Here is a 24994-nt window from a genome sequence, read left to right as displayed (position 1 = left end):
TCATTTTAAAATCTCTGCTACACGCAATTTAGCACTGCGGGCACGATTATTTTCTGCTAAATCATCATCTGTTGCGGTAATCGGTTTGCGGTTCACACGTTTCAATTTCGGTGTATATTCCTCTGGAATAATCGGTAAGCCTCTCGGTACTTCCGGACCTTTCTCATATTCTTGGAAGATTTGTTTGCATAAACGGTCTTCTAATGAATGGAAAGTAATCACAGAAATACGTCCGTTAACCTTTACTCTATCGATAGCTTGCTCTAATGAATCTTCAAATGCTTTCAATTCATCATTGACTGCTATTCTGATAGCTTGGAAGACACGTTTTGCAGGGTGGCCGCCTTTACGTCTTGCTTTAGCGGGAATCCCTTCTTTAATCACGTCTACCAATTGTAAGGTTGTCTCAATGGGTTCATGTTCTCTCGTTTTTTCAATTCTTCTTGCAATCTGTTTAGAGAATTTCTCTTCACCATAGCGATAAAAGATTCTGACTAAACTTTCATATGGCCACTCATTTACAACTTCATACGCTGATAAAGGTTGTGTTTGATCCATACGCATATCCAGTCTTGCATCTTGGTGATAACTGAATCCTCGTTCAGGCACATCTAACTGCGGGCTGGAAACCCCTAAGTCATAATATATGCCGTCAACTTTGTCAATGTTCAAATCATCAAGGATTTGATTGATTTCTCTGAAATTGCTATGCACAAATGTGGCACGATCTAAATGGTCCTTTAAGACCTCTTTAGCATTTTCTATTGCTGTCATATCTTGGTCAATCGCAATCAGATGTCCATTGTCGTTAAGTTGATTCAATAAATAAAGGGCATGGCCTGCTCCACCAAGTGTGCAGTCAACATATACACCATCTTCTTTTATATTTAATTCATCAATGGTTTCTTTTAACATGACACTAACGTGATGAAACACTTTCATTCCTCCATTTAAAAATCAAAATCTATCAAATCTTCAGCGATATCTTCGAAACTGTCTTCAGATTCTTCATAGAACGCATTCCATGTTGCTCTGTCCCAAATTTCGATACGGCTTGAAACACCGATCACTGTACATTCCTTACTTAAATTAGCGTACTCCCTTAAATTTTTAGGGATATTGATACGCCCTTGTTTGTCGAGTTCCACTTCAACAGCACCTGAGAAGAACATACGCATAAACTTACGTGCGTCACGTTTTGTCATTGGTAATGACTTCATTTTCTCCTCGATATTCTGCCATTCTTCCATAGTGTATCCGAACAAACATTTATCAAGGCCTCTGGTAATGATAAAACGTTCATTTAATTCGTATCTGAATTTAGATGGTACAATCATGCGGCCTTTTGCGTCTAATTGGTGTTCGTACTCACCCATGAACATTTATCTCACCTCACCTTATTTATAATTTACCACAACTCCCCACTATCCTCCACCATTTATGTAAACATATCGAAAAAAATTCACTTTTGACATAAAAAAGACCCATGCTCCTCACCGCGAGCACGGGCAAATCATTGGTATATTAAGGTTTTATGATAATTTGATCTAAAGTGTAACGAAGTGGTGGATAGGTGGAGGGACTGAACATATCTGTCCCAAATTCATTCATAAATTGCAGCGCATTCCACACTCTTTCTTGAAGTCCTCCCATTGGGTGGAGAGAATCATTGATTTCTCTAAAATGTTTCATGCTGATTGCATTTTCTCTTTCGATATTCACGAAATAGCGTTTTCGCAAGTAATCATATTGCGATTGATGAATTTGATTATTTTTATTCACTAAATTTTTATTATCCTCGTTACCCTCTACTTCAGCTAAAAGCTGTTCATACACTTTTTGCTGATTTTCTTTTAACGCCTCTAATTGATTTAAGAAAGTTTCAGAAGCATGTGCTCTGATAAACTTATTCTTTTCATCTTCGATGCCGTGCTGGATCACATCTTCTGCTGTGATGTCATAACGTGCTAATAACTTTTCAACACGCTGTGTCAAATAAGTAATCTTCGTTCTCGGCAACACAATCGGCATATCAACACCTAAAACTTCAAATGCTGTTTTTAATTCGGCCCAGTATTTGATTTCGCTTGGTCCGCCGACAAAGCTGACTGTATTGAACAGCCATTCTTCCATGATAGGTCGTGTGACAACGTTATTAGAGAATCTTTCAGGACTTTGTTCTAAAATCTCTAACAAATCCTCTTTGGTATAAGCCGTCTGTGATTTGCTTGTGTAATAGTAACCCTCTTCAAACGTTAATAATTGACGCATGTCATCTTCATGTAAAAATAAATGTACATTTGTATCTGTTTGAATCATCGCATTCATACCTGCACCAACTGAACGTGCTTGCTGAGAACGGAACGCTTGGTCTACTTGTGCATGCTTTTCAATCATCTCTTTCAAGATTGGCCGTTCTAATTCTCGAAGTTTCTGATTTTGTGCATCTATTAGCAACAAACCATAATCTTTGAAGACTTCATGACATAAAGCTTTAAACATATCCGACCATGTTTCGTAATCTGTGATAATCTCACGCATCATTTGATGCAGCGGCTGCGTATGTTTAGTTTCAGGCAGCTGTACCATAAATTGATCCAATGCATGCAGTAATGCTTCCTTATCAGGTACATAACGCGACACATTGCTTTCAGGCGGTGTCATCGTATGATATTTTACTTTGTGCAATAATGCTTTTTGTTCATTAAAGACATACGTATGATTCACTTCATCGAAGTCATGGTCCTCTCCCGCAATCCAAAATACGGGCACAACTTCTTTATGATAGTCTTCTTGCAATTCACGACTTAAATTAACAATCGATAATATTTTATGAAAAGTATACAGCGGTCCCCCGAACAAGCCAGCTTGCTGCCCGCCGATGACTACTTTAGCTCCTTGATTCAATTTATCAATATTATCTCTTTGTTGATCAGATAAATCTAAATCTGACATGTACTGTTCAATAATTGAAGCTAACTCCTGCTCTCTGCCGTTATTCGGCTTGTTTAAAACTGTTTTAAAACTTTCAGGAGACATCGCATCATATTGGTAAAATGAGTTTAACAATGCATCACTTTCTTTTAATTTTGTCAGAAACTGATCATTCTCATTGATTTTTGCGGTTAAACAATCCATACACTTTTCTCCTTAACTACTGAGTTTTCTCAACCATAAGTATAATGTTTATCTATATATAACACAATTTAACGGCTTATCGTATTCAATGCGTGTAAGCGTTATTTATTATATAATGGCTATAACGAAGCAAGGGGGGAGACAGAAATGAGCAACGTTAAACATTTAGATATTAACTATAAGACAGATGAGTTATTTGCGGACTTTAGAGAAACAAGCAATCCTAACCTCGCCTTAATTGATGAATTTGCCGGCGAAATGATTGACGCAAGTTCTGAATCACCATTCTACGGCATTTTTGTAGGGGAAAAAATCGCAGCAAGAATGGCATTATACGAAAATGGCCAAGTTGAAGAACATTACTTCCCAGAGTACGACAATTACTTAGTATTGTGGAAACTTGAAGTACTGCCTTCTTTCCAATCAAGAGGATTAGGTACAGAACTTGTTGATTTCGCTAAAGAAAAGCACTTGCCGATTAAAGCAATTGCTAGAAACAAGTCAAAAGACTTCTTCATCAGACATGGTTTCAAAGATACAGAAGCCAAAAACCCTGAGGGTTATGATGTTCTAATTTGGGCACCAGGACATTAATACTTAAAGTTGTAATCAAATATCAGCTTATTATATGAATACGGTCTCGCATATCACAATGCAAGACCGTATTTTTATTGAATAATAGATTTAATCTCACTCAGATTCTTAATTTCATAATCCGGTTGAATATTCGACGCATTCGCTTTGTTTCTATAGTTAAACCAGCATGTATCAATGCCTGCATTAATACCGCCTTTGATATCTGATGTTAAAGAATCACCGATAATTAATGAACTTTCACGCTGTGCATCAATACGATCAAAGACATAATCAAAGAATTCAGGCATCGGTTTTTGGAAACCTGTCACTTCTGAAATAAAGATATCATGCATGATATTTTCAAGCGGTGTTTGCGTTAAACGACGCAACTGTGTATCCTCCACACCATTTGTTACAATATAAACCTTTGCATGCTGCGACATATATTCAATTGCTTCAATTGTTTGCGGAAAATATTTAACCGGTGCTGTCGCTAATCCATCTCTGAATGTGACATCCGCTTCATGCCCATTCACTTCCATTCCAAAACGCTTAAAGTAATTAATAAAACGCTCCGTCAACACTTCTTCTTTCGTCAGCTTATTTTCTTGAAACGCTTCCCAATGTGCTTGATTCACTTCTTTGAATAATGCCAGATTTTTAGGCGTCGGATCTAGCTTAAATTGATGTGCAAGATATTCGAATGCACGATCTTCAGCATCATGAAAATCCACAATCGTATCATCAAAATCTAATAATATCGTTTCATACTTCACAACTTCACCCCCATTATTCCTCATGGTAGTTGAATTTTTAACAACTTGCAACAGCATCTCCTTTTTATATTTTTAATCACACCATGAATGCATCTAACAATAAATTGTGAAACTATAAATTGTCATATATAATCAAAATAATAAACAAAGATAAACTACCTATTATTAGGGATTGGGGGATACAAATATGACCTTGCATGCTTCTGTTTTTCTAGCCCTATGGCTGCTTTTCACACTTATCTTTATCATCTTTTTATTCTTGACTTTAAACGCATTGGGGAATCAAAACAAATACAAATTAAAACTGATAGTTGCACTCACCGCTTTAATTCTAGGGCTCGTTAGTTTCGTTGGCATCTTTACTGATCAATCACTCTATCAAAACACTAACAATAATCTATCTATTAAAGACAAACTGCCTTTCCTTAACAACAAAGACAAATCAAAACCATCATCTGATTCAACTGTAGTACTGGATTCAAAAAGAGAATTCACACATGATGAAATTAAAGCTAAAGGATACGAAAGCGTGTACGCCTACTTTCCTTTGAAATTTAAACCCACTTCCGCTTCAGGCAAATCTATAAAAAGCGACGCTGAAAAACTAACGGTCGGCAAAGATATTAAACCTGGCTATTATCGTATTTCAATTGAAGGCGACCCTCCTTATGGTACCATCGAAATCTTTAACCCATTTGGCGAAGTTGCTGAATTTGCACATTTAACTAAATCTGAAACACCTAAATCATTGACCACATACTTAATTAAGGGACATACACTTAAACTTAATTCTGCAAAGAAAAAGTATAAGACGACATATTCCATCGTTCCAGAAAAACACATCATGCGTAATACACTGACCGCAGGTACTTATATTGTCGGTACAGATGTAAAACCTGGACACTATCAAATCACATCAGAAAATAGCGGAAACTTCATCGTACAAATGCAAAAGAAGCACCGGTATGAACTTAAGTATAATGAACTTTTAGAACCAGATTTCTCTAAGTCAGTTACATTCAGCAATGGAGATATGATTTACATTAAAGGAGAAACGACTGTTAAATTGACACGTCAATAAGTTGTTTGCATATTGTTTATCACTGGCGTATAATTGATATCGTATGTATTTAATTATCTTTTGAATTTACTATTCAATAAAGGGTATTAATAGTAATAAGAGATGTATTATGAATAAGGGAGTTGAAACATATGAACCCACGTTTAGAACGCGCATATCAACAATATATTGAAAAGTTCGGTGAAAAACCTCCGAAACCTTACTTAAGTACATTAAGTAATTATGAACAAGAAGAAATTCTATTACAGCGCATCAGAAACAACACACCGTTCTCAGAAAGTAAATATTACCGCAAATTGAAAGTACAATAAGCTTTGATGATTGTCAGACGTACCCCATTAGGTGCGTCTTTTTTATATTTTATTGCTCCTTTTTGTCATCTTTCATATAATATGTTTAACTACACTTAATTTTAAATTTGCTTCATAAACAAACAAAAAAAGGAGCGAGATTTATGCTGTTATCCCCTATGACATTCTTATTGTTATGGATTTTATTTTCTTTGCTATTTATCATTTTCACTTTTTTAACTTTAAGCGCTCTCGGTAATCAAACACGCTTTAAATTACGATTGTCTATAGCAACACTTTCTTTCTTGTTAGGTCTTATATGTTTCTTCGGCATTTTCACAGACAATTCCATCAAAACAGACTGGAAACGTATAGGGAGTTTCAAACCTTCTATTTCCGTCAAAGAAACTTTAAACAACTTCTTTGACAAAAAAGATACAACACCCAAAACGACGAAAAATGATTCAGAGACACCGCCTGCTCCGCCAAAAAACGACTCTAATACGCATCAAAAAAAGAGTGAAAATTATATCTCAAAAGGCAGACACTATCCTGTAGGTTATAATCCGACTGCTGATAAAGGACAAAAAACAACGAAAGGTTCCGGCATCTATACAGTAGGAAAAGATATTCAACCTGGTTATTACAAAATATCAATTAAAGAAAAAGAAATAGGAACAATCATGCTGGAAAATGAAAATGGCAGGTCTAATCTTTCTTCGACATTAGATGGTTATCAAGAATCGAAGAACAAATCTATTAACTTACATCTAGCTAAAGATCAAAAGCTTATTATAAAAAGAACCGATCAAGTATCAATTGACCCTATCCCCATTAAAACTACAACAACTTTAAAACAGGGATTATATATTGTAGGTACTGACATCAAACCAGGTCGCTATATCGCAAAACAAACAAGCAAAGATTCAACCAATAACCTTACACTTTATAATGATAACTACAGACTTAAAACTAATGAAATTCTGACTAATAGAAAAATGAAATCCAGCAAATCAGTCAAACCAAAGCCTCAAACTGCAATAGATATCAAAAAGAACGATATTATCACAATCTATGGCAAAGGTACAACACAATTAGAACCACAATAACCTGAATATGAGAAAAAGGCGAGGAACAAAAAATGTTCACTCGCCTTTAATAATATTGTGAATTATTCATTATCAATTAGAATCCGAATAATTTGCTTACGATGCTTGCACCGTTAGTGATGATGTCAACGATGTTTGATCCTAAGTTTAAGTTGTCACCGCTTTGAGCAGCGTCGATTGTACCTTGAATAGCTTTGAATAAACCTTCCATGATTGTCACCCCTATAAGTAGAATAGTTAAGGTTAATGTATGTACTAACCTTCGATACATACACTATACAATGATTCTTAATTGAATTGGACAAAATTCCTCAACTCGCCATCTTTGATTCATCCTCGTGGATTTCTATCAAAACAATTACAGTTAGGCATTCCAAACTGTCCCCCAACCTCCAAAATATGATATACTTACCATGATAAGTGCAATTCATCTACTAAAGTGAAAAATCTTATCGAAATTTATAAAGAATGGTATTGATTTAAATACATTAATTAGATATAATTATTCTTGTGTTAAAAAATCATGTCCTGGTAGCTCAGCTGGATAGAGCAATGGCCTTCTAAGCCATCGGTCGGGGGTTCGAATCCCTCCCAGGACGTAAAACTGCTCACAATTGTTAATATCATTTTAACGTGAGTTCCTTGAAACGTTGTTAATTCAACGTTTCTTTTTTTATGTTTTATAGATCCTTAATATTCATTTTAAATATTTTGGTCAATTCGTGGTCAATTTGAGCACTTTTGTATTCTTGTATTGTTTGAAATTTAAAACCTGACCCATAACTTTTATTCATAATTAAACTCCCCAAAAGTTGAATATTGTAAGTTCAACTTTTGGGAGGCAGTACACCATTGTCATTGGTTAGGTTCTTTATTAGATTTTTCTTTTTCTTGTTCTTTCTTTTTCATTTCATGTTCTTTTTCTATTTCATTTCCCAAGTATGCCCATATTTTTCTGTATTCTTCCGGAGAACGAGTTCCGTCCAACTTAAATTTAATGTCCATAATTCCTCTTCCTTTTTATAGATATACTTAATTCACCCTAAACTACTAACTATAGTCATTGCTTTAATTGGCTTTATGTTTAAATAAACTATCGAAAATATTGAAGCCCCAGAATAAAAGTGGATTGAAAGTTACAGAATTATTGTTTTATTTTCTCCTGGTATTCCAACTACACTTACTTTATGATATTTGTCTTTTCCTAATATCATTTGACGGATAATCTTATCAGTTTAACGTGTTCATTGATAACAATGTCCTTTAACGCTTCATCATTTTAACCACCATTAGAACTCCAATAAGCAACACGACCCTCAAACATTCTTACTATAATAATATGACTATACTTTATCCCCATGCTACAAAATCAGATTCAGGGAAATTTTGATCCTTTGTATTTGATCTGATTTTACTTATTGCATGAATAAAATAATTGTCATTTCCGTTTCTTTCTATCCCGGATTTTTCAGCTTGAAGTATCTCTAACGAACCAATTTTCATCTTTATTAAACCCAGCTCTATTGTTTCGTCGTTTTTTGGATAATACAAATACGTTACACCATCACTAGTTAATTCTTTAAGTTTTAAACTCAACATTTTCACCAATACCCTTACTCTAAAATCCTGATTAATTACAGAATTCGATATGCCATTGTGCTTGCTTATATTATAAACTTTCCTAAGTTTTTATTCCATCATTATTATATTTCCTAATACCTTAACGATAGTTTCTTTAACTACTACTTTTACGGTTCTAATTACTCTACTTGTTATAACAATTTAGCTTGAAGTCTTGTGATAATGTAATATAAATTGCCTTAGTACATATGCCTAATTAAATTTGAATCCTTAATTTTACATCTTTTGCTGTTAATTTAATGTAAAATAGATACATGTTCTAACATATGGAGGTGAATTTGTGAACCAAGAAGAATTATTAGAAAAACTGAAGAAAGAAAATGAATTATTGGTCATGAAACTGCGCTTAAAAGAGAAGTATATTAAAGAGTTGGAAGCTGAACTTCAACAACGAAAACGCCCTGCTGTTGAATATGAGAAAACGGCTGAATTTGAAGATATGTTTGTGGCAGTAGATATTGAAACAACGGGTTTAAGCCCTGACTTTCATGATATGTTTCAAATTGCTTTAGTGTTATTTAAAGATGGACAGCCTGTTGATCAATTCGTAAAATACTTCAGACCGACTCGATTACTCACTAAGAAAATTAAAGATATCACAGGAATTTCAAATGAGTTTCTAGAAGATAAAGACTTCATTCAAAAAGATGATATAGAAGCGATTTATCAATTTATCGGAGACAAGCTCATTGTTTCGCATTCTGCCCCTTTTGCGATGAAATTTATATTACGCTATGCGGACGATTTCGATATAGAAAAACCTAGATTGCGTGTATTAGATACGTTGCCGCTGTCTAGAAAGCAAATAAAAAACACACCTAATCATAAACTAGAAACACTTAAACATCAGTTCAACTTAGGCGACACAGATTCACACGATGCACTAAATGATGCCAAAGCTACAGGAAATCTTGCCTTAATGTTAAACTCTATGACTAAAAAATAATTAAAGAGAGAGCTAACCTATGAATGATAAACTCACCTCAAAATTCAAAGCTTTTGTAAGTAAAATGAATCAAGAACTTGTCTTGCTTTATCTAGTTTCCAAAGATAGAAGAACACCTCTAGGTGTTAAGATACTTGCAGTCTGTGTGGTTGCTTATGCACTAAGTCCTATTGATCTTATTCCGGATTTCATCCCGGTCTTAGGCTATTTAGATGATATTATTATAGTTCCTTTAGGCATTGCATTATGTTTAAAATTAATACCAGATGAAGTGCTTGAATCTAATCGTGCACAAGCACAAATGATAAATAAGCGCTCGCTTTCTAAAAACTGGTATGCAGGCATACTAATCATTGCCTTGTGGATAATAGTGATGACCTTGATAGGCTTATGGATTTATCAGAATTGGTTACACTAGGATTAGTGAATAGATTTAAAAAATGCACAGGAATAAAGTTTTCCTGTGCATTACTTTATGCATTAGCCTTGTTGTTTAGAATGGTCTTGTCCATGTAACATCCAGCGTACATTATATTTGTCAGTAAACGAACCCATTTTACCGCCCCAGAATTGTTCTTCTAAAGGCATATCCACATCAACTGTGTCGCTGTCTTTAACTTTATTGTATAAATCTTCAACACGTTTTGAGTCTGCTTCATCATTGATATCGTAGTCAATTAATAATGAAATACCTTCGTTGATTTTAACATCTTTGCCGAATGCATCTGATGCAAATAATGTAACGCCTGCGATTGTGAATTCTGAATGCATTGTTTTATCTGGTGCTTCTTCTTTACTTACACCGAAACCTTCTGCTTGAGATGGATCTACTGGCAAACGATTAATATCCGTTGCGCCGAATACTTCTTCATAATATTTTAAAGCTTCTTTCGTATTTTCAAATGCTAAATATGGATATAATTGAGTCATTATAATTCCCCTTTTCATGTTTAGAGTACTGCTTTATAATCATACCTTTTATTTGAGGTTTTAAACAACTTTTAAGCGGGCATTATGATAAGAGTTTTATTAATTATTTCGATAGAGGTGGAAAAATGATTCAAAAACTAGATGAAGTCATGTTATATGTAAATGATCAAGAAACTGCTAAAGCATTTTGGACAGAGAAGTTAGATTTTGTCGTAACATCAGATACAGAAGACCATGGCCTGCGTACCATCGTATTACGACCTTCAAATGATGCACAAACTGGAATAGTCCTCCACAACAAACAAAAGATTCAAGCTTTAGATTTAGGTATCAGTACAGAAACACCGTCATTGATGTTTGCGACAGACGCAATTGATGATTTATATCAAACATTAAAAAACAAAGATATCACTGTTGGTGAATTAGTTGAAATGCCGCAAGGCAGAGTCTTCAATTTTGCTGATGAAGAAAATAATTATTTCGCAGTGAAACAAGTCTAAAGAGAAAGCCGATGAACAGAAACTATTTTCTGCCATCGGCTTTTGTTATGAACTTATTTTTTACTTAGGACGCTAATGTAAATTCAACTGTTTCAATCACTTCATGATTTCTGTTTCTGAAGTTTAATGTCGCATGCTGGTGATCATCTTCTATTAATAATTCCGCATAAGTTTCTTCTGTCGCACTTCTTGATTGTGAAATACTGCCAGGGTTAATGACATGTACCCCCGCAATTTCTTCATAGCGTGCTATATGCGTATGGCCATAAAATGCCAATTGGCATTCATGTGCTTTCGCTTGTTCAGCCAGCTTTTGTCGTGTCGTATTCACCGCATAAAGGTGACCATGAGTATAGAAAGCACGTACACCTTCATCTGTCACTACTTCTTCATTAGGAAATTCCGGATAAAAGTCGCAATTGCCTTTTACTCTGCGATACAAACTTAATTCAGTATCATCATATTGGAATTCTGAATCCCCTAAATGCAATGCAACATCAACTTGGTCGTAATGATTAAAGATTTCAAACAAAATGCCAGATTCTGAATGATTGTCGCTTACAATAATCCAACGTCTCAAATGTGTTCACCCTTTAAGTAATTTTTTAATTTATCAATAGCTTGGCGTCTATGGCTGATTTCTCCTTTTTCTTTATCAGTCAATTGTGCCATTGTTTTATGCATGCGCGGCACATAGAAAATCGGATCATAACCGAATCCATGCTCTCCTAATTTTTCCATCGTAATTACACCGCTGACAGTACCTTTGAATGTGACTGTCTCTTCACCCGGTGCACTCATACTGATTACGCACACAAACTCTGCAGTACGATGGCGATCATTGCCTTTTAATTTCTCTAATAATTTTTCTATATTTGCTTCATCGTCTTTATCTGTACCCGCATAGCGTGCAGAATAAATACCTGGTTCGCCGTTTAATGCATCTACTGTTAATCCGCTGTCATCTGCGATGACGCGCTTGCCCAATGCCTTTGCGGCTGCTTCAGATTTTAATTTAGCATTTTCTTCAAATGTTGTTCCTGTTTCCTCGACATCAAAGCCTTCAATTAATTCACTGATACCAATTACATTGTATTCAGGGAATATGACTTTAAAGTCATTGATTTTGCCTTTGTTGTTTGTTGCGATTACTAAATCTTCCATGTCTTTCACCTCATACTAATCCACTTTCACTTGCGTTACTTCTACGTCGTCGATTTTCAGCCATTGTCCAATAATATATTGAATATGCTGTGCATCACCTGTCGCAAAGAAGCGATGCTTTGGATACGGCGTATAATGCGCATGTTCATGACTGAATGTTAATAAAGCACTCACTTCACGCGCAGTTTCTAAACCTGATGATATCACAGTTTTATTACCGCCGAAATAATCAAATATCGGCTGGAATAATAATGGATAGTGCGTACACCCTAAAATAACCGTATCGGCTTCATTATTTCTATATGCCTTTAAAGTTTGATGAATCACGATATTAGTTGCTACTGGATCGTGATAACGCATTTGTTCCACCAAAGGAACAAAATCCGGACACGCAACACCTGTCACATCAACATTAGGGTTAATCGCTTGTATATGTTTCGTATACGCTTCGGATTTAATTGTACCTTCTGTACCTAGTACCATGACTTTATTATTTTGTGTCGTCATGATGGCAGTACGAGAACCTGGTTCAATAACACCGATAACCGGTATCGGCAACATCGCCTTTAATGTGTCTAATGCCACAGCTGTTGCTGTATTGCATGCAATTACCAGCATTTTAATATCGTATTCCATCAGCTTTTGTGCAAGCTGTACAGTGAATTCGCACACTTGCTCGCCGTCTCTTGGTCCATAAGGACATCTGGCACTGTCGCCTAAGTAATAAATTGTTTCATTTGGCAGCTGTCTAATAATTTCTTTTGCTACAGTGAGGCCGCCGACTCCTGAGTCAATTACACCAATTGGTTGATTCATGTCTTCTTCATCCTTACGAAAAACATTCTTAAACTATATTTTAGCATAATCAGGAATTCCAATGCATGAATGGTTAACTGTATAATTGTGATTTATAAGTTGAATGCTTTTGAATAATGCACTTCACCGCGCACATTATCTAATGCACCTTCAACTAATTCTAGCGCCAACAAGTAGGGTTCTGCGCCTTCAAACGGTGCAGTAATTTGCCATTCAATTGCTTTTTCAAAATCAAATCTTAAATAAAATTCAGGCGCTCCTAATACAATGATAGAACGATACCCTTCTGCTTTTGCTTTTGCAATACTCTCTTGCATCAGTTGTGTTCCTACACCTTTTCCTTGATAATTCGGCAAGACACTGATAGGTGCCAGTGCAAGTGATGGTTCTCCATCCCCTATTGTGATTTTTGATAACATCACATGTCCGATGATGTCGCCTTGATGATTTTGTGCAATCAACGACAATAAAGGTAAATAAGCATCTGTGTGTCTTAAATTACGAACTAATAGATGTTCTGTATGATCACTCATCTCTGCATTGCGAAAAGCACTTTCGACTACTTGCTCGACACTTTTATAGTCACCTGGTTGTTCTGGCCTGATAAACATATCATGAACTCCTTTCATAAATAGAAAAAGGAGACAGGTAGCTCTCCTGTCTCCGAAATTAATATTCAAATTAATGTACTTGATGGTCTGAACCAAAGAATGATTTGAACATGTAGAATGAAGTTTCTCTATTTAATGCTGCGATTGAAGTTGTTAAAGGAATACCTTTAGGACAAGCATTCACACAGTTTTGAGAGTTACCGCATTCTTGCAGTCCGCCGCCGCCCATTAAAGCGTCTAAGCGTTCGTCTTTAGTCATTGAACCTGTTGGATGCAAGTTGAATAAGCGAACTTGTGAAATCGCTTGTGCACCTACGAAGTCATTTTTGCTTGTCACGTTAGGACAAACTTCTAAACATACACCGCAAGTCATACATTTAGATAATTCGTATGCTGTTTGACGTTTTTTCTCAGGCATACGCGGTCCAGGACCTAAGTCATACGTACCATCGATTGGTACCCATGCTTTCATACGTTTCAAGTTGTCGAACATACGAGAACGGTCAACTTGCAAGTCACGTACGATTGGGAATGTGCTCATTGGTTCTAAACGAATCGGTTGTTCTAATTGGTCTACAATTGCTGAACATGCTTGACGCGCATGACCGTTGATAACCATTGAACAAGCACCGCACACTTCTTCAAGACAGTTCATGTCCCAAGTTACAGGTGCTACTTTTTCCCCTTTAGTGTTATATGGATTACGTCTGATTTCCATCAGACATGCAATAACGTTTAAATTCTCACGATAAGGAACTTCGAATTTCTCTTCATATGGCTGTGAGTCCGCATTATCTTGTCGTTTAATGATCAAAGTTACGGTTTTAGAACTATTTTGAGTCGGTTGTTGAACCGCTTCATCTTTAACTTCTTCTGCCATTATGATTTGCTCCCTTCTTCCTTGCTAGTATCTTTACTAGCCTTAGATTTGCTTGAGTAGTCACGTTTACGTGGAGGAATCAAGCTGATATCCACATCTTCGTATTCGAATCTTGGCGGATTGTCGATACCTTCGTAAAACGCTTTAGTTGTTTTCAACCACTCATCGTCGTTACGGTCAGGGAATTCAGGTTTGTAGTGCGCACCGCGTGATTCGTTACGGTTATAAGCACCGATAGTGATAACACGTGCTAACACTAACATATTCCATAATTGGCGTGTGAAGAATACAGCTTGGTTACTCCAAGTTTGTGTATCTTCCATGTCAATGTCTTGGTAACGTCGCATTAACTCAAGAATTTTTTCATCAGTTTCAAGTAATTTTTTATTGTCACGAACAACTGTTACGTTTTTCGTCATCACTTCACCTAATTCGCGGTGAAGTTTGAAGGCATTTTCTGTACCTTTCATAGTCAATAAATCATCGAAACGTTTTTGTTCTTTATCAATAAGGTCTTGATATAAGCTATCGTCTAATTCAGTATATGATTTTTCGATATTATCAATGTATTTCACAGCGTTCGGTCCAGCTACTGTACCGCCGTAAATCGCAGATAACAATGAGTTGGCACCTAAACGGTTACCGCCGTGTTGTGAGAAGTCACATTCACCTGCTGCGAATAAACCTTTGATTGTTGTCATTTGATCATAGTCTACGTAAATTCCGCCCATTGAATAGTGGACTGCAGGGAAGATCTTCATTGGAACTTTACGAGGGTCATCGCCTGTGAATTTTTCATAGATTTCAATGATACCGCCAAGTTTAACGTCTAATTCATGTGGATCTTTGTGTGATAAGTCAAGGTATACCATGTTTTCACCATTGATACCTAATTTTTGGTTCACACACACATCAAAGATTTCACGCGTTGCGATATCACGCGGTACTAAGTTACCGTAATCTGGATATTTTTCTTCTAAGAAATACCAAGGTTTACCGTCTTTATATGTCCAAATACGGCCGCCTTCACCACGTGCTGATTCACTCATTAAACGTAATTTGTCGTCACCAGGAATCGCTGTCGGGTGGATTTGGATAAATTCACCATTCGCATATACCGCACCTTGTTGGTAAACGATAGATGCTGCTGAACCTGTGTTAATCATTGAGTTCGTTGTTTTACCGAAGATAATACCAGGACCGCCAGTTGCCATAACAACTGCGTCAGAACGGAATGCATCAATCTTAGCATCTACTAAGTTTTGTGCTACAATACCGCGCGCTGAGTTATCTTCGTCTTTAACAACACCTAAGAATTCCCAACCTTCATATTTTGTCACAAGTCCGTCTACTTCGAACTTACGCACTTGCTCATCTAATGCATAAAGTAATTGCTGACCAGTTGTTGCACCTGCGAACGCTGTTCTGTGGTACAATGTACCGCCGAAACGACGGAAGTCAAGCAAACCTTCAGGTGTTCTGTTGAACATTACACCCATACGGTCAAGCAAGTGAATGATTTTCGGTGCTGCTTCAGCCATTGCTTTAACAGGTGGTTGGTTGGCTAAGAAGTCCCCACCGTATACTGTATCGTCAAAGTGAATCCAAGTTGAGTCGCCTTCACCTTTTGTATTAACCGCTCCGTTAATACCCCCTTGCGCACACACAGAGTGCGAACGTTTTACGGGTACTACTGAGAATAAATCAACATGTACACCTTGTTCTGCTATTTTAATTGTTGTCATCAGACCGGCTAGTCCTCCACCGACAACAATAACTTTTTTCTCTGCCATATAAATGTCACTCCCTGAAAATATAACCTTTATTTACGCTGATTCTATGTGTTCTTAAACGAATGCTAAAATTGCTGAAACACCGATGTAAGAAACAATAAGGAATACTACTAATGATACCCATGTGAAAATGCGTTGTGATTTAGCTGATTGCAAGACACCCCAAGTTACTAGGAATGACCATAAACCATTCGCAAAGTGGAATACAACCGCAACAGTTAATACTAAATAGAAGATTAACCAGAATGGATTGCTTAAGTAATCTTGCATCATATCGAATCCTAATTCTTTATGACCTAACCACATTTCTACTTTTGTTTGGTAGAAGTGAATGGCAATGAATATAAATGCTAAAACACCTGTAACGCGTTGGAAGAAGAACATCCAGTTTCTAAACCATGAATAATGGCCGATGTTCTCTTTAGCCGTAAATGCAATGTGAATACCGTATAACGCATGATAAAGGATTGGAAGATAAATTAAGAGAATCTCTAATGCAAGCAAGAATGGTAATGATTCCATGAATCCAGCTGCTTGGTTGAAAGCTCCTGCTCCTTTAGTCGCTTGGTGGTTAACAGTCAAATGCACAAGTAAGAATGCACCGATCGGAATAACCCCTAGTAACGAGTGAATGCGTCGTAAATAAAATTGATTCTTAGTATAACCCAAAAGGAAGTCCCCCCTGTGAAACAAATAATATTAATTGATTTTATTTTTAGAAATGAAATACACCTTACTCTAAATGCTCAAAAAATTGCGTTTTTTCAATTCGACCTGTCCCAACAACCAACGAACAGCCCTGCTGGCAGTTGAATTACACTTAGAATCAGCATGGCAGCTCAGCGCCTATTGTATATATGTATGGACCCCTATCTTAGATGCAAAAGCTGAACTGATTTCTGACAAAGTCATGCTTCACAGTTCTGGTTGAAAACGCATTGAGAATCATTTTCATTTAGAAAGCGGTTACAAACACTCCTAAAAAAATAAAATCTCGTTAACGATATTGTAACATTTTTTCAACGCCTTTTGGGCATGAGAATTATTCTCATCGTAATTTTTTCAAAAATCGTTTTAATTCATTTGCACAACAACTTAAAAATGAACCAAAAAGCGATAGCACTTTTGGTCGTTTAAACCTAAGCCATCTATCGCTTTTCGTTCTCTTCTTTGTCTTCATTCAATGCATCCAGCAAGTTTTCAGCTACCTTTTGCGGCAAGCCGATTTCTCTTAAATCCTCTACACTGGCTGCTTTCATTTTTTTCACTGAACCATATGTTCTTAATAACTTCGTTTTGCGTTTTGGTCCGATGCCTTCTATATCATCCAACACAGAAGTCAAGCCGTGCTTTTGTCTGGTTTGTCTGTGGAACGTAATCGCAAAGCGATGAACTTCATCTTGTATTCTTTGAAGCAGATAAAAGGCTTGACTGTTCTTTTTCATCGGCACCACTTCAGCACTTTTACCATAAATCAATTCAGATGTTTTATGCTTGTCGTTTTTGCGCAGTCCGGCAACCGGAATATCTAATCCCAATTCATTTTCAAGTACATCCAGCGCAACAGACATTTGCCCTTTGCCGCCATCGACAATAATCAAATCTGGCAGCGGCAATCCGTCATTTAGTACACGTGTGTAACGTCTGCGGATCACTTCTTGCATTGATTTATAATCATCCGGTCCATCCACGGTTTTGATTTTGTATTTGCGATAGCCCTTTTTATCAGGTTTGCCGTCCACAAAAGTGACCATGGCAGACACAGCATCTACACCTTGAATGTTAGAGTTGTCGAAAGCCTCAATACGAATCGGTGTCTGAATACCCATGCATTCGCCCAACTCTTCGATAGCTTTAATCGTTCTGGATTCATCTCGTGCAATCAATTCGAATTTGTTTTGCAGCGAAATTTCCGCATTATGATTCGCCATTTCTACTAAATCTTTCTTTTGCCCTCTGACCGGCTGTACAATTTTCGTATCGACAACAGATTGAATGATTTTAGAATCAAGGTTTTTCGGGATATGCACTTCTTTCGGCAATAAATGCTGATTCAAGCGATAGAATTGTCCGATAAACGTATAGAATTCCTCTTCTTCTGTTTGTTGGAGCGGAATCATCGTTGTATCACGCTGAATCATATTACCGTTTCTGACGAAGAATACTTGAACACACATCCAGCCTTTAGCCACGCTGTAGCCGAATACATCACGTGCTGTATTATCTGTAGACATGATATTTTGTTTCTTCGTGAGATTATGAATATGCTGAATCAAATCACGATATTCTTTCGCTTGTTCGAAATCTAGATTTTCACTCGCAGATTCCATTCGTGCTTCTAAGCTTTTGATAATCGTTTTGTCTTCACCGTTCAAGAACTCAGAAACCTCTTGAATCATTTGAGCATATTGCTGCTCATCTACATCATAGACACAAGGACCTAAGCATTGGCCGATATGATAATACAAACACAATTTATCCGGCATTTTGTCGCATTTTCTAAATGGATAAATGCGATCTAACAGCTTTTTCGTTTCCACAGCTGAGAAAGCATTCGGATACGGACCAAAATATTTGCCTGTGCCTTTTTTGACTGTTCTTGTTACTAATAAGCGCGGATACTTTTCTTTCGTTATTTTGATAAACGGATAACTTTTGTCATCTTTTAACAAAATATTATAACGCGGCTGATATTGCTTGATTAAGTTCAACTCTAATAACAGCGACTCCGTTTCACTATCAGTGACAATGAATTCAAAGTTGCGAATCTCACCGACTAAACGCGTTGTCTTGGCATCATGCGCACCGGTAAAATACGAACGCAAACGATTGCGCAAACGCTTTGCTTTCCCAACATAGATGACCTGATTATTGCGGTCTTTCATCAAATAACAACCCGGTTCAAACGGCACAACAGATAATTTTCGTTTGATTTTCTCTTGATAAGCTTCCAAATGTATCCTCCTTTCTCTTAAGATTTTGCAATACAACGTCGTATATTATTATAGCATCTGCTTGCTTTTTGCAACGAACTGATTGCTTGTTCAACTTCTAAGCATATGAAAAAGACCAGAACGTCATATTCTGGTCTCGCTGTTTTAATATAATGGTCGATTCGATATTTAGCGGCAAGTTTCAGCTTAACCGCAGAAATTCGGCATTATTCTAACAAATTAAAGTTGTTTGTTTAAAACTTCAGCTAAGTTTTCTTTAGGTTGGAAACCAACAACTTTGTCTACTGGTTCGCCGTCTTTGAAGACGATTAAAGTAGGAATACTCATTACTTCGAATTTTGCAGCTGTGTTAGGGTTTTCGTCCACATCTAATTTTAAGATGTCTGCTTTGCCTTCGAAATCTTGAGCTAATTCTTCCAATACTGGCGCGATCATTTTACAAGGTCCGCACCAAGTTGCCCAGAAATCTACTAATTTAACTCCGTCTTGAACTTTTTCGTTAAAGTCAGAATCAGTTACTTTAAGTAATGCCATAAATATCGTTCCTCCTTGGATTTTAATGATGAACAAAGTATATCAGATAGCATTTGAAATTGCATCGGCTTTGCTCACTGATAAATTGCTTTATTGCATATAACTTTTATTTTTCTATTTTAAAGTTGCTACAGTCACACCGAATCCGCCTTCGCTTGGTGTACCTACTCTGTATTCCGCCACATTTTTATGACGTTTCAAATGCTGCTGCACTGCTTTCTGCAATGCACCTGTTCCCTTACCATGAATAATATAAACATTCTCATAATTGCTCAGCATCGCTTGATCTAAATACTGATCCAAGGCTGACACTGCTTCTTCATAACGGTAACCGCGTAAATCCAATTCCATTTTGACTGGAGAACGGTTGGAGCGTGAAACCGTTTTGGCTGGTTTTTCTTGTGTTTTCTTTTTCTTTTCTAAATCTGCAATCGGCAATTTCATTTTAATGATACCCATTTGCACGACCGCTTCTTCATCATCCAACAATTCCAGAACTTCACCTTTTTGCCCGTATGTTAATACTTTCACTTCATCGCCGGCTTTGATTTCATCCCATTTTTGTTTTTTCACATTTTGTTTTATATCAGTCGCTTCATATTGCTCATCTAAATGTTTGCGTTTCTCAATCAATTCGTGTTCTTTGACATCCGCATTTTTTTCATCTCTTAATTGGCGCAAGTCTTTAATAATATCTTCTGCTTCTTTAGTCGCTGCTTTCACACGTTGATTAGCTTTTGTTTTTGCTTCATCCATTAATTTTTGTTCGAAGTTTTGATACTGCTCATATTTTTGACTCAATTGACGGTGTAAATCTTGAGCTTCACGCAATAACTGTTCAAGTTCGATACGCTGATTGTCTACACGTTTCGTATTCTTTTCTAATGACGCAATCATACTATTGATTTCTTGCTCGTCTTGACCAATCATAGATTTCGCTTCTTGAATAATTTTGCCGTTCAAACCTAATTTGCTGGATATCTCAAACGCATTAGAACGCCCTGGTACACCCATGAGTAATTTATACGTAGGGCTTAACGTATTGACATCGAATTCTACACTGGCATTCATTACACCGTCACGATTATAGCTGTAAGCTTTAAGTTCAGGATAGTGCGTAGTTGCCATCACTAGCGCACCGCGTTTTTGCACATTGTCTAAAATACTCATCGCAAGTGCTGCCCCTTCGCTCGGGTCAGTTCCTGCCCCTAATTCGTCAAAGAGAATCACACTGTTATGATCCGCATGTTTTAAAATCTCTACGATATTCTTCATATGAGATGAGAATGTTGATAAGGATTGCTCAATAGATTGTTCATCACCGATGTCGCAATAAACATTGTCGAAGACACCTAGTTTACTGCCGTCTAATGCCGGAATTAATAATCCTGATTGTGCCATCACAATAATCAATCCTAATGTTTTCAGCGTTACAGTTTTACCACCTGTATTCGGCCCGGTAATAATTACAGTTTGAATACCATCGACAAATTCAATCGTATTTGCGACAACAGTCTTGCGGTCTAATAACGGGTGGAATGCTTTAGGCAGATACACACTGCGTGTTTCAGTAAATTCAGGTTTCGTCCCTTTAATCGAACTGCCGTATCTTGCTTTCGCAGTTAAGAAATCGATTTGTCCCATCACCGATTCTGAAACCAAACATGCATCCGCTTCTACAGCAACCTCCGCTGTTAAAGCTGTTAAGATTCGTTCCACTTCAGCTTTTTCTTCATTACGCAGACGGCTGATTTTATTATTCATTTCCACAACCGCAGAAGGTTCGATATACAATGTTTGTCCTGAAGAAGACTGGTCATGCACGATTCCGTTGAAATCTTGACGATATTCAGCTTTAACCGGGATAACATGACGATCGTTTCTGACCGTAATAATCGAATCAGAAAGTTTCTTTTGATTTGATTGACTCTTTACGACTCTATCTAAATTCTGTTTAATACGCTGAGAGGTACTATGAATGCGGCTTCTGATACTTTGCAGTTCATAGCTCGCATCATCGAATAAATCATACGCATCGCATTTTTGATGAATTTCTTGATATAAATCAGAAAGCACCGGCAATTGTGCCATATTTTCATCTAAAATTGGATAGTTGATTGTTTCCTCTTCTTCGATTAATTGATTGTAGAACGTCTTATATTGGTTTTGAACTTGAATCAAACGTTTGATTTGATTCAGCTCTCGTACATTTAAAATACTTCCGATTTTTGCACGATGAATCAGCGGTGATACTTTAGACAAACCGCTCAAACTCGGCAAACGATGTTTATTATAGATTTGCGATATTTCATCGGTTTCATCCATTTGATGCACTACCGTTTTATAATCAGATGCAGGTGACATAGACGCACATTTCTCTCGCCCTAAATCACTCACTGCCTCTTTTTCCACAAATGCTTTGATTTTATCGAAATCAAGCACATCTAATGTCTTCTGTCTCACGGATATCCCTCTATTTCTTTAGCTTTTTATTATTTTCCACGAAATGTTTAAATTCGTCTCTCGACATCGTATTTAAAACACGTGATTTATCGATAAATGCTTTTTGTGCAGTTGCGACACCGTATTGCATTAATTCTAAGTTATCGATATGGTGTGCATCTGTATTAATAGTCACCATAATATCTTTTTGGTGGCGCAGCACTTCTGCACTTAAATCCAAACGTAATGGATTCGCATTGATTTCTAAGATTGTATCTGTCTCTTTCGCAAGTTCGAACAAACGGTCCATATTGACTTTATAACCCTCGCGTCTGCCGATAATACGTCCAGTCGGATGTGCAATATGACGGACATAAGGATTGCGGCACGCTTGTTCTAAGCGATACATAATTTCTTCTTCTGTTTGATTAAAGCTTTGATGAATCGATGCAATAACATAATCTAATTGTGCCAATACATCATCCGGATAATCCATTGTTCCGTCTGCTAAAATATCCATTTCTGTTCCTGAATAGATATCGATTTCATCATATTCTTCATTGATAGCTTTAATCTCTTCATTTTGTCGCAGTAAACGGTCAATCTCTAAGCCATGCGCGACACGCAAGCTGCGGGAATGATCGGTAATCACCATATATTCATACCCTTTTTTGATGTTGGCTTCTACCATTTCTCTTAAACTGAATGCACCATCACTCATTGTTGTATGCATATGCACATCGCCTTTGATATCATCCAGCGTTACAATTTGAGATAAATCTCTATCGAACTCACTGCCGTCAACACGCATCGGCGGTGCAATATAAGGGCTGTTGAAATGTTCGTAAATCGCTGCTTCGCTATCCAGCTGCAGCAATGAACCGTCTGGTTGTTCAATGCCGTATTCGCTGACTTTCTCACCGCGTTCTTTCGCAAGTTGGCGGATACGAATATTATGATCTTTGGAACCTGTAAAGTGCTGCAGCGTATGATAGTATGCTTTTGGTTCTATAATTCTAAAATCAATTTCTATGATTTCATCTTCAAACTCCACTTCAACAGAAACTTTTGTCAGTCCGACAGCTACATCTTTGACTTTATGCGGTACCTTTAATAAAGCTTGCTGAACTTGCTCTGGTTCTGTTGTACTCATAATATAATCTAAGTCTTTGCTCATTTCTTTCACACGGCGGAAACTGCCTGCCACATGATACTGCTCCAATGCATCGATTGTCGATAAATATGCCTCTATTTCATCATTCAGCTTAATCAGCAAATTGATTGGATAGCGTTCTTTTCTAGCACTTAATGCTTGTACACCTGCTAGAATATTCTCTTCAGTCTTCTTGCCGAAGCCGCTTAAAGCACTGACTTCTTTATTTTCACACGCACGTGCTAATTCATCTTTGTTGGTAATACCCAGTTCCTTATACAGCTTATGGATTTTCTTGCTGCCGAGACCTTGTATTTTAAGCAGCGGTACTAGTCCTGCAGGCACTTCTTCTTCTAATGCTTGCAGTGTTTGTGATTTTTCCGTACTGATATATTCATTGATGACCTCGCCGACACCTTTGCCGATGTTTTTCAGCTCTGTCACATCTTCGATTTCATCTAATGTTCTTTCATCTGTCTCTAGACTTTGTGCAGCTTTGCGGTAAGCTGATACTTTAAAGGCATTTTCGCCTTTTAACTCCATGTACGTTGCGATTTTCTCTAATAAGCGCACGACATCCTTCTTTGTTATATGTTGACTCATTTGATTCACTCCAATTAAAAAGAGGGACTTTCTGTCATTCGAATATCGGTACTGATGGACGAATGTTTAAGCCTCCTCTTGGTTTAGTAATTAAACATTGAATTATAATGTCATCACAAAAGACGACAGATATGGGGTTTGAAAGAGTATCAATTGTGCAATTACAGATTGTGCAAATTGCTGCTGAATCAAAACACTTGGGTATAAACTGCATAAGTATAATACGAGCAGAACAATCATCACCGAACTCAAAAAGCTGATAATGACCCCAAAACTTCGATTCATGATTGATAAGGGTTGTACATACGTTATTTTATCAAATGCGGTGACGATGAGATATAAAATAAACTTGCTCATCAAGAATATCAAAATAAACGCGACAATACTCTCAAAGCGCAAATGAATATGATGATATTCTATAAAATAATGTGTCTGTGCAGCTTGTGTCTTAGGAAACGGCAGAAACAATTCTAAACGTTTTGCGACTGGCGCATACAATGCTGCAGCTGTTTTAAACGAAGCTGCTGTACATAAAAAATGAACCAGACTCCACCAGAATCCTCTGCGAAAACCCATTGCGGCAATCATGAAAAATGTAATAAATATCAGCACATTTAATAGCATAGGCATAACCTACTGTTCATTGTTTTTCAAACGGTTCAACTCTTGTGTCAAACGACGATTCTCTTCTTCTAACAACACCTTTTCATGCATAATATTGACTGCAGTCAGTACTGCTTTTCGTGTCGTATCTAATCCTGCACTTTTACGTCCTAGTTCCTGAATTTTTTCATCTACAAGATGAGCGACATATCGAATATGCTCAGGATTATCTTCGCCGACTATCGTATAGTTCTTATTATTGATTGAAACATTGATTCTATTTTTAAATTCGCCCAATTTGATAACTCCTATCTTGCTAATTTTGCGCATGTCTACACACAGATCGGTCAATTTTTGCTTCTCTGACCGCCATTCAACTTCTCTTTTTGGTTGAAATCAATCCTATTTATTCATCACGAACCATTATACACGAGTGCTATTTATTATGTAAGTA

At 36.9% G+C, this 24994-nt stretch carries 28 protein-coding genes and 1 tRNA gene; 8 read left to right on the top strand and 21 right to left on the bottom strand.

What is annotated here, in order from left to right; all coding sequences use genetic code 11:
* The 3 genes from rsmH to bshC all read right to left on the bottom strand — a co-directional run bounded on the left by rsmH (position 1) and on the right by bshC (position 3138).
* Positions 1–936, bottom strand: a complete 936-nt coding sequence (gene rsmH / locus C7N65_RS07560; protein WP_105993870.1) for a 16S rRNA (cytosine(1402)-N(4))-methyltransferase RsmH — start codon at positions 934–936, stop codon at positions 1–3.
* Between the two features lie 14 nt (positions 937–950).
* Positions 951–1382 carry a division/cell wall cluster transcriptional repressor MraZ gene (gene mraZ, locus C7N65_RS07555; protein WP_105993869.1) on the bottom strand — a complete coding sequence of 144 codons (432 nt, stop codon included), beginning with the start codon at positions 1380–1382 and terminating at the stop codon, positions 951–953.
* Positions 1383–1524: 142 nt separating this feature from the next.
* Positions 1525–3138 carry a bacillithiol biosynthesis cysteine-adding enzyme BshC gene (gene bshC, locus C7N65_RS07550; protein ID WP_105993868.1) on the bottom strand — a complete coding sequence of 538 codons (1614 nt, stop codon included), beginning with the start codon at positions 3136–3138 and terminating at the stop codon, positions 1525–1527.
* A gap of 147 nt (positions 3139–3285) precedes the next feature.
* Here bshC and C7N65_RS07545 point away from each other — a divergent pair, with 147 nt between their 5' ends.
* Complete coding sequence (locus C7N65_RS07545; protein ID WP_105993867.1) at positions 3286–3732, top strand: N-acetyltransferase; 447 nt, start codon at positions 3286–3288, stop codon at positions 3730–3732.
* Positions 3733–3806: 74 nt separating this feature from the next.
* Here C7N65_RS07545 and C7N65_RS07540 read toward each other — a convergent pair whose 3' ends face one another.
* Entirely contained in the window at positions 3807–4490 is a 684-nt protein-coding gene (locus C7N65_RS07540) for a YjjG family noncanonical pyrimidine nucleotidase (protein WP_105993866.1), read from the bottom strand.
* Positions 4491–4677: 187 nt separating this feature from the next.
* Between C7N65_RS07540 and C7N65_RS07535 the strand changes: the two genes are divergently transcribed.
* The 3 genes from C7N65_RS07535 to C7N65_RS07525 all read left to right on the top strand — a co-directional run bounded on the left by C7N65_RS07535 (position 4678) and on the right by C7N65_RS07525 (position 6970).
* The gene (locus C7N65_RS07535) at positions 4678–5571 is read left to right on the top strand and encodes a hypothetical protein (RefSeq protein ID WP_105993865.1); all 894 of its coding nucleotides are present in this window, start codon (positions 4678–4680) and stop codon (positions 5569–5571) included.
* A 131-nt stretch (positions 5572–5702) separates the two neighbouring features.
* Positions 5703–5882: a hypothetical protein gene (locus tag C7N65_RS07530; protein ID WP_105993864.1), complete on the top strand. Its 180-nt coding sequence runs from the start codon at positions 5703–5705 to the stop codon at positions 5880–5882.
* Positions 5883–6025: 143 nt separating this feature from the next.
* Positions 6026–6970 carry a hypothetical protein gene (locus tag C7N65_RS07525; protein ID WP_105993863.1) on the top strand — a complete coding sequence of 315 codons (945 nt, stop codon included), beginning with the start codon at positions 6026–6028 and terminating at the stop codon, positions 6968–6970.
* Between the two features lie 76 nt (positions 6971–7046).
* Here C7N65_RS07525 and C7N65_RS07520 read toward each other — a convergent pair whose 3' ends face one another.
* Entirely contained in the window at positions 7047–7181 is a 135-nt protein-coding gene (locus C7N65_RS07520; protein ID WP_105993862.1) for a beta-class phenol-soluble modulin, read from the bottom strand.
* 314 nt (positions 7182–7495) lie between these two features.
* On the opposite strand from C7N65_RS07520, the gene C7N65_RS07515 reads away from it, so the two are divergent.
* A tRNA-Arg gene (locus C7N65_RS07515) sits at positions 7496–7569 on the top strand.
* A 256-nt stretch (positions 7570–7825) separates the two neighbouring features.
* Here the strand turns inward: C7N65_RS07515 and C7N65_RS12545 are convergent.
* Complete coding sequence (locus C7N65_RS12545; protein WP_158698108.1) at positions 7826–7975, bottom strand: hypothetical protein; 150 nt, start codon at positions 7973–7975, stop codon at positions 7826–7828.
* 345 nt (positions 7976–8320) lie between these two features.
* On the bottom strand, positions 8321–8569 hold the full coding sequence (locus C7N65_RS07510) for a hypothetical protein (RefSeq protein ID WP_105993861.1): 249 nt from the start codon (positions 8567–8569) through the stop codon (positions 8321–8323).
* 322 nt (positions 8570–8891) lie between these two features.
* Here C7N65_RS07510 and C7N65_RS07505 point away from each other — a divergent pair, with 322 nt between their 5' ends.
* On the top strand, positions 8892–9557 hold the full coding sequence (locus C7N65_RS07505; RefSeq protein WP_105993860.1) for a PolC-type DNA polymerase III: 666 nt from the start codon (positions 8892–8894) through the stop codon (positions 9555–9557).
* 19 nt (positions 9558–9576) lie between these two features.
* Entirely contained in the window at positions 9577–9975 is a 399-nt protein-coding gene (locus C7N65_RS07500; protein WP_105993859.1) for a YkvA family protein, read from the top strand.
* 62 nt (positions 9976–10037) lie between these two features.
* Here C7N65_RS07500 and C7N65_RS07495 read toward each other — a convergent pair whose 3' ends face one another.
* Entirely contained in the window at positions 10038–10487 is a 450-nt protein-coding gene (locus C7N65_RS07495; RefSeq protein WP_105993858.1) for a VOC family protein, read from the bottom strand.
* Between the two features lie 125 nt (positions 10488–10612).
* Here C7N65_RS07495 and C7N65_RS07490 point away from each other — a divergent pair, with 125 nt between their 5' ends.
* Positions 10613–10987 (top strand): VOC family protein, encoded by a 375-nt coding sequence (locus C7N65_RS07490; RefSeq protein ID WP_105993857.1) that lies wholly within the window; start codon positions 10613–10615, stop codon positions 10985–10987.
* A 64-nt stretch (positions 10988–11051) separates the two neighbouring features.
* On the opposite strand, the gene C7N65_RS07485 is transcribed toward C7N65_RS07490, so the two are convergent.
* The 13 genes from C7N65_RS07485 to zapA all read right to left on the bottom strand — a co-directional run bounded on the left by C7N65_RS07485 (position 11052) and on the right by zapA (position 24837).
* On the bottom strand, positions 11052–11567 hold the full coding sequence (locus tag C7N65_RS07485) for a YfcE family phosphodiesterase (protein WP_105993856.1): 516 nt from the start codon (positions 11565–11567) through the stop codon (positions 11052–11054).
* Positions 11564–12151 carry an XTP/dITP diphosphatase gene (locus tag C7N65_RS07480; protein ID WP_105993855.1) on the bottom strand — a complete coding sequence of 196 codons (588 nt, stop codon included), beginning with the start codon at positions 12149–12151 and terminating at the stop codon, positions 11564–11566. The genes C7N65_RS07485 and C7N65_RS07480 overlap by 4 nt, the downstream gene beginning before the upstream one ends.
* A gap of 15 nt (positions 12152–12166) precedes the next feature.
* Positions 12167–12967: a glutamate racemase gene (gene racE, locus C7N65_RS07475; RefSeq protein WP_105993854.1), complete on the bottom strand. Its 801-nt coding sequence runs from the start codon at positions 12965–12967 to the stop codon at positions 12167–12169.
* A 92-nt stretch (positions 12968–13059) separates the two neighbouring features.
* Positions 13060–13578 carry a GNAT family N-acetyltransferase gene (locus C7N65_RS07470; RefSeq protein ID WP_105993853.1) on the bottom strand — a complete coding sequence of 173 codons (519 nt, stop codon included), beginning with the start codon at positions 13576–13578 and terminating at the stop codon, positions 13060–13062.
* Between the two features lie 70 nt (positions 13579–13648).
* Positions 13649–14458 carry a succinate dehydrogenase iron-sulfur subunit gene (gene sdhB / locus C7N65_RS07465; RefSeq protein ID WP_105993852.1) on the bottom strand — a complete coding sequence of 270 codons (810 nt, stop codon included), beginning with the start codon at positions 14456–14458 and terminating at the stop codon, positions 13649–13651.
* Positions 14458–16251 (bottom strand): succinate dehydrogenase flavoprotein subunit, encoded by a 1794-nt coding sequence (gene sdhA / locus C7N65_RS07460; protein WP_105993851.1) that lies wholly within the window; start codon positions 16249–16251, stop codon positions 14458–14460. The genes sdhB and sdhA overlap by 1 nt, the downstream gene beginning before the upstream one ends.
* Before the next feature lie 54 nt (positions 16252–16305).
* The gene (locus tag C7N65_RS07455) at positions 16306–16920 is read right to left on the bottom strand and encodes a succinate dehydrogenase cytochrome b558 subunit (RefSeq protein WP_105993850.1); all 615 of its coding nucleotides are present in this window, start codon (positions 16918–16920) and stop codon (positions 16306–16308) included.
* A 479-nt stretch (positions 16921–17399) separates the two neighbouring features.
* Positions 17400–19205, bottom strand: coding sequence for an excinuclease ABC subunit UvrC (uvrC, locus tag C7N65_RS07450; protein WP_105993849.1), 1806 nt, complete (start codon positions 19203–19205; stop codon positions 17400–17402).
* A gap of 219 nt (positions 19206–19424) precedes the next feature.
* Positions 19425–19739, bottom strand: coding sequence for a thioredoxin (trxA, locus tag C7N65_RS07445; protein WP_105993848.1), 315 nt, complete (start codon positions 19737–19739; stop codon positions 19425–19427).
* A gap of 114 nt (positions 19740–19853) precedes the next feature.
* Complete coding sequence (locus tag C7N65_RS07440) at positions 19854–22202, bottom strand: endonuclease MutS2 (RefSeq protein ID WP_105993847.1); 2349 nt, start codon at positions 22200–22202, stop codon at positions 19854–19856.
* 10 nt (positions 22203–22212) lie between these two features.
* Positions 22213–23925: a DNA polymerase/3'-5' exonuclease PolX gene (polX, locus tag C7N65_RS07435; protein ID WP_199790667.1), complete on the bottom strand. Its 1713-nt coding sequence runs from the start codon at positions 23923–23925 to the stop codon at positions 22213–22215.
* Positions 23926–24039: 114 nt separating this feature from the next.
* Positions 24040–24567, bottom strand: coding sequence for a CvpA family protein (locus C7N65_RS07430; protein ID WP_234019057.1), 528 nt, complete (start codon positions 24565–24567; stop codon positions 24040–24042).
* 3 nt (positions 24568–24570) lie between these two features.
* Positions 24571–24837, bottom strand: a complete 267-nt coding sequence (gene zapA / locus C7N65_RS07425; protein ID WP_105993844.1) for a cell division protein ZapA — start codon at positions 24835–24837, stop codon at positions 24571–24573.
* Positions 24838–24994 lie beyond the last annotated feature (157 nt).

Source organism: Staphylococcus simulans, assembly GCF_002994445.1.
Lineage (GTDB): Bacteria > Bacillota > Bacilli > Staphylococcales > Staphylococcaceae > Staphylococcus > Staphylococcus simulans_B.
This window is presented reverse-complemented; position numbering and strand designations above follow the sequence as displayed.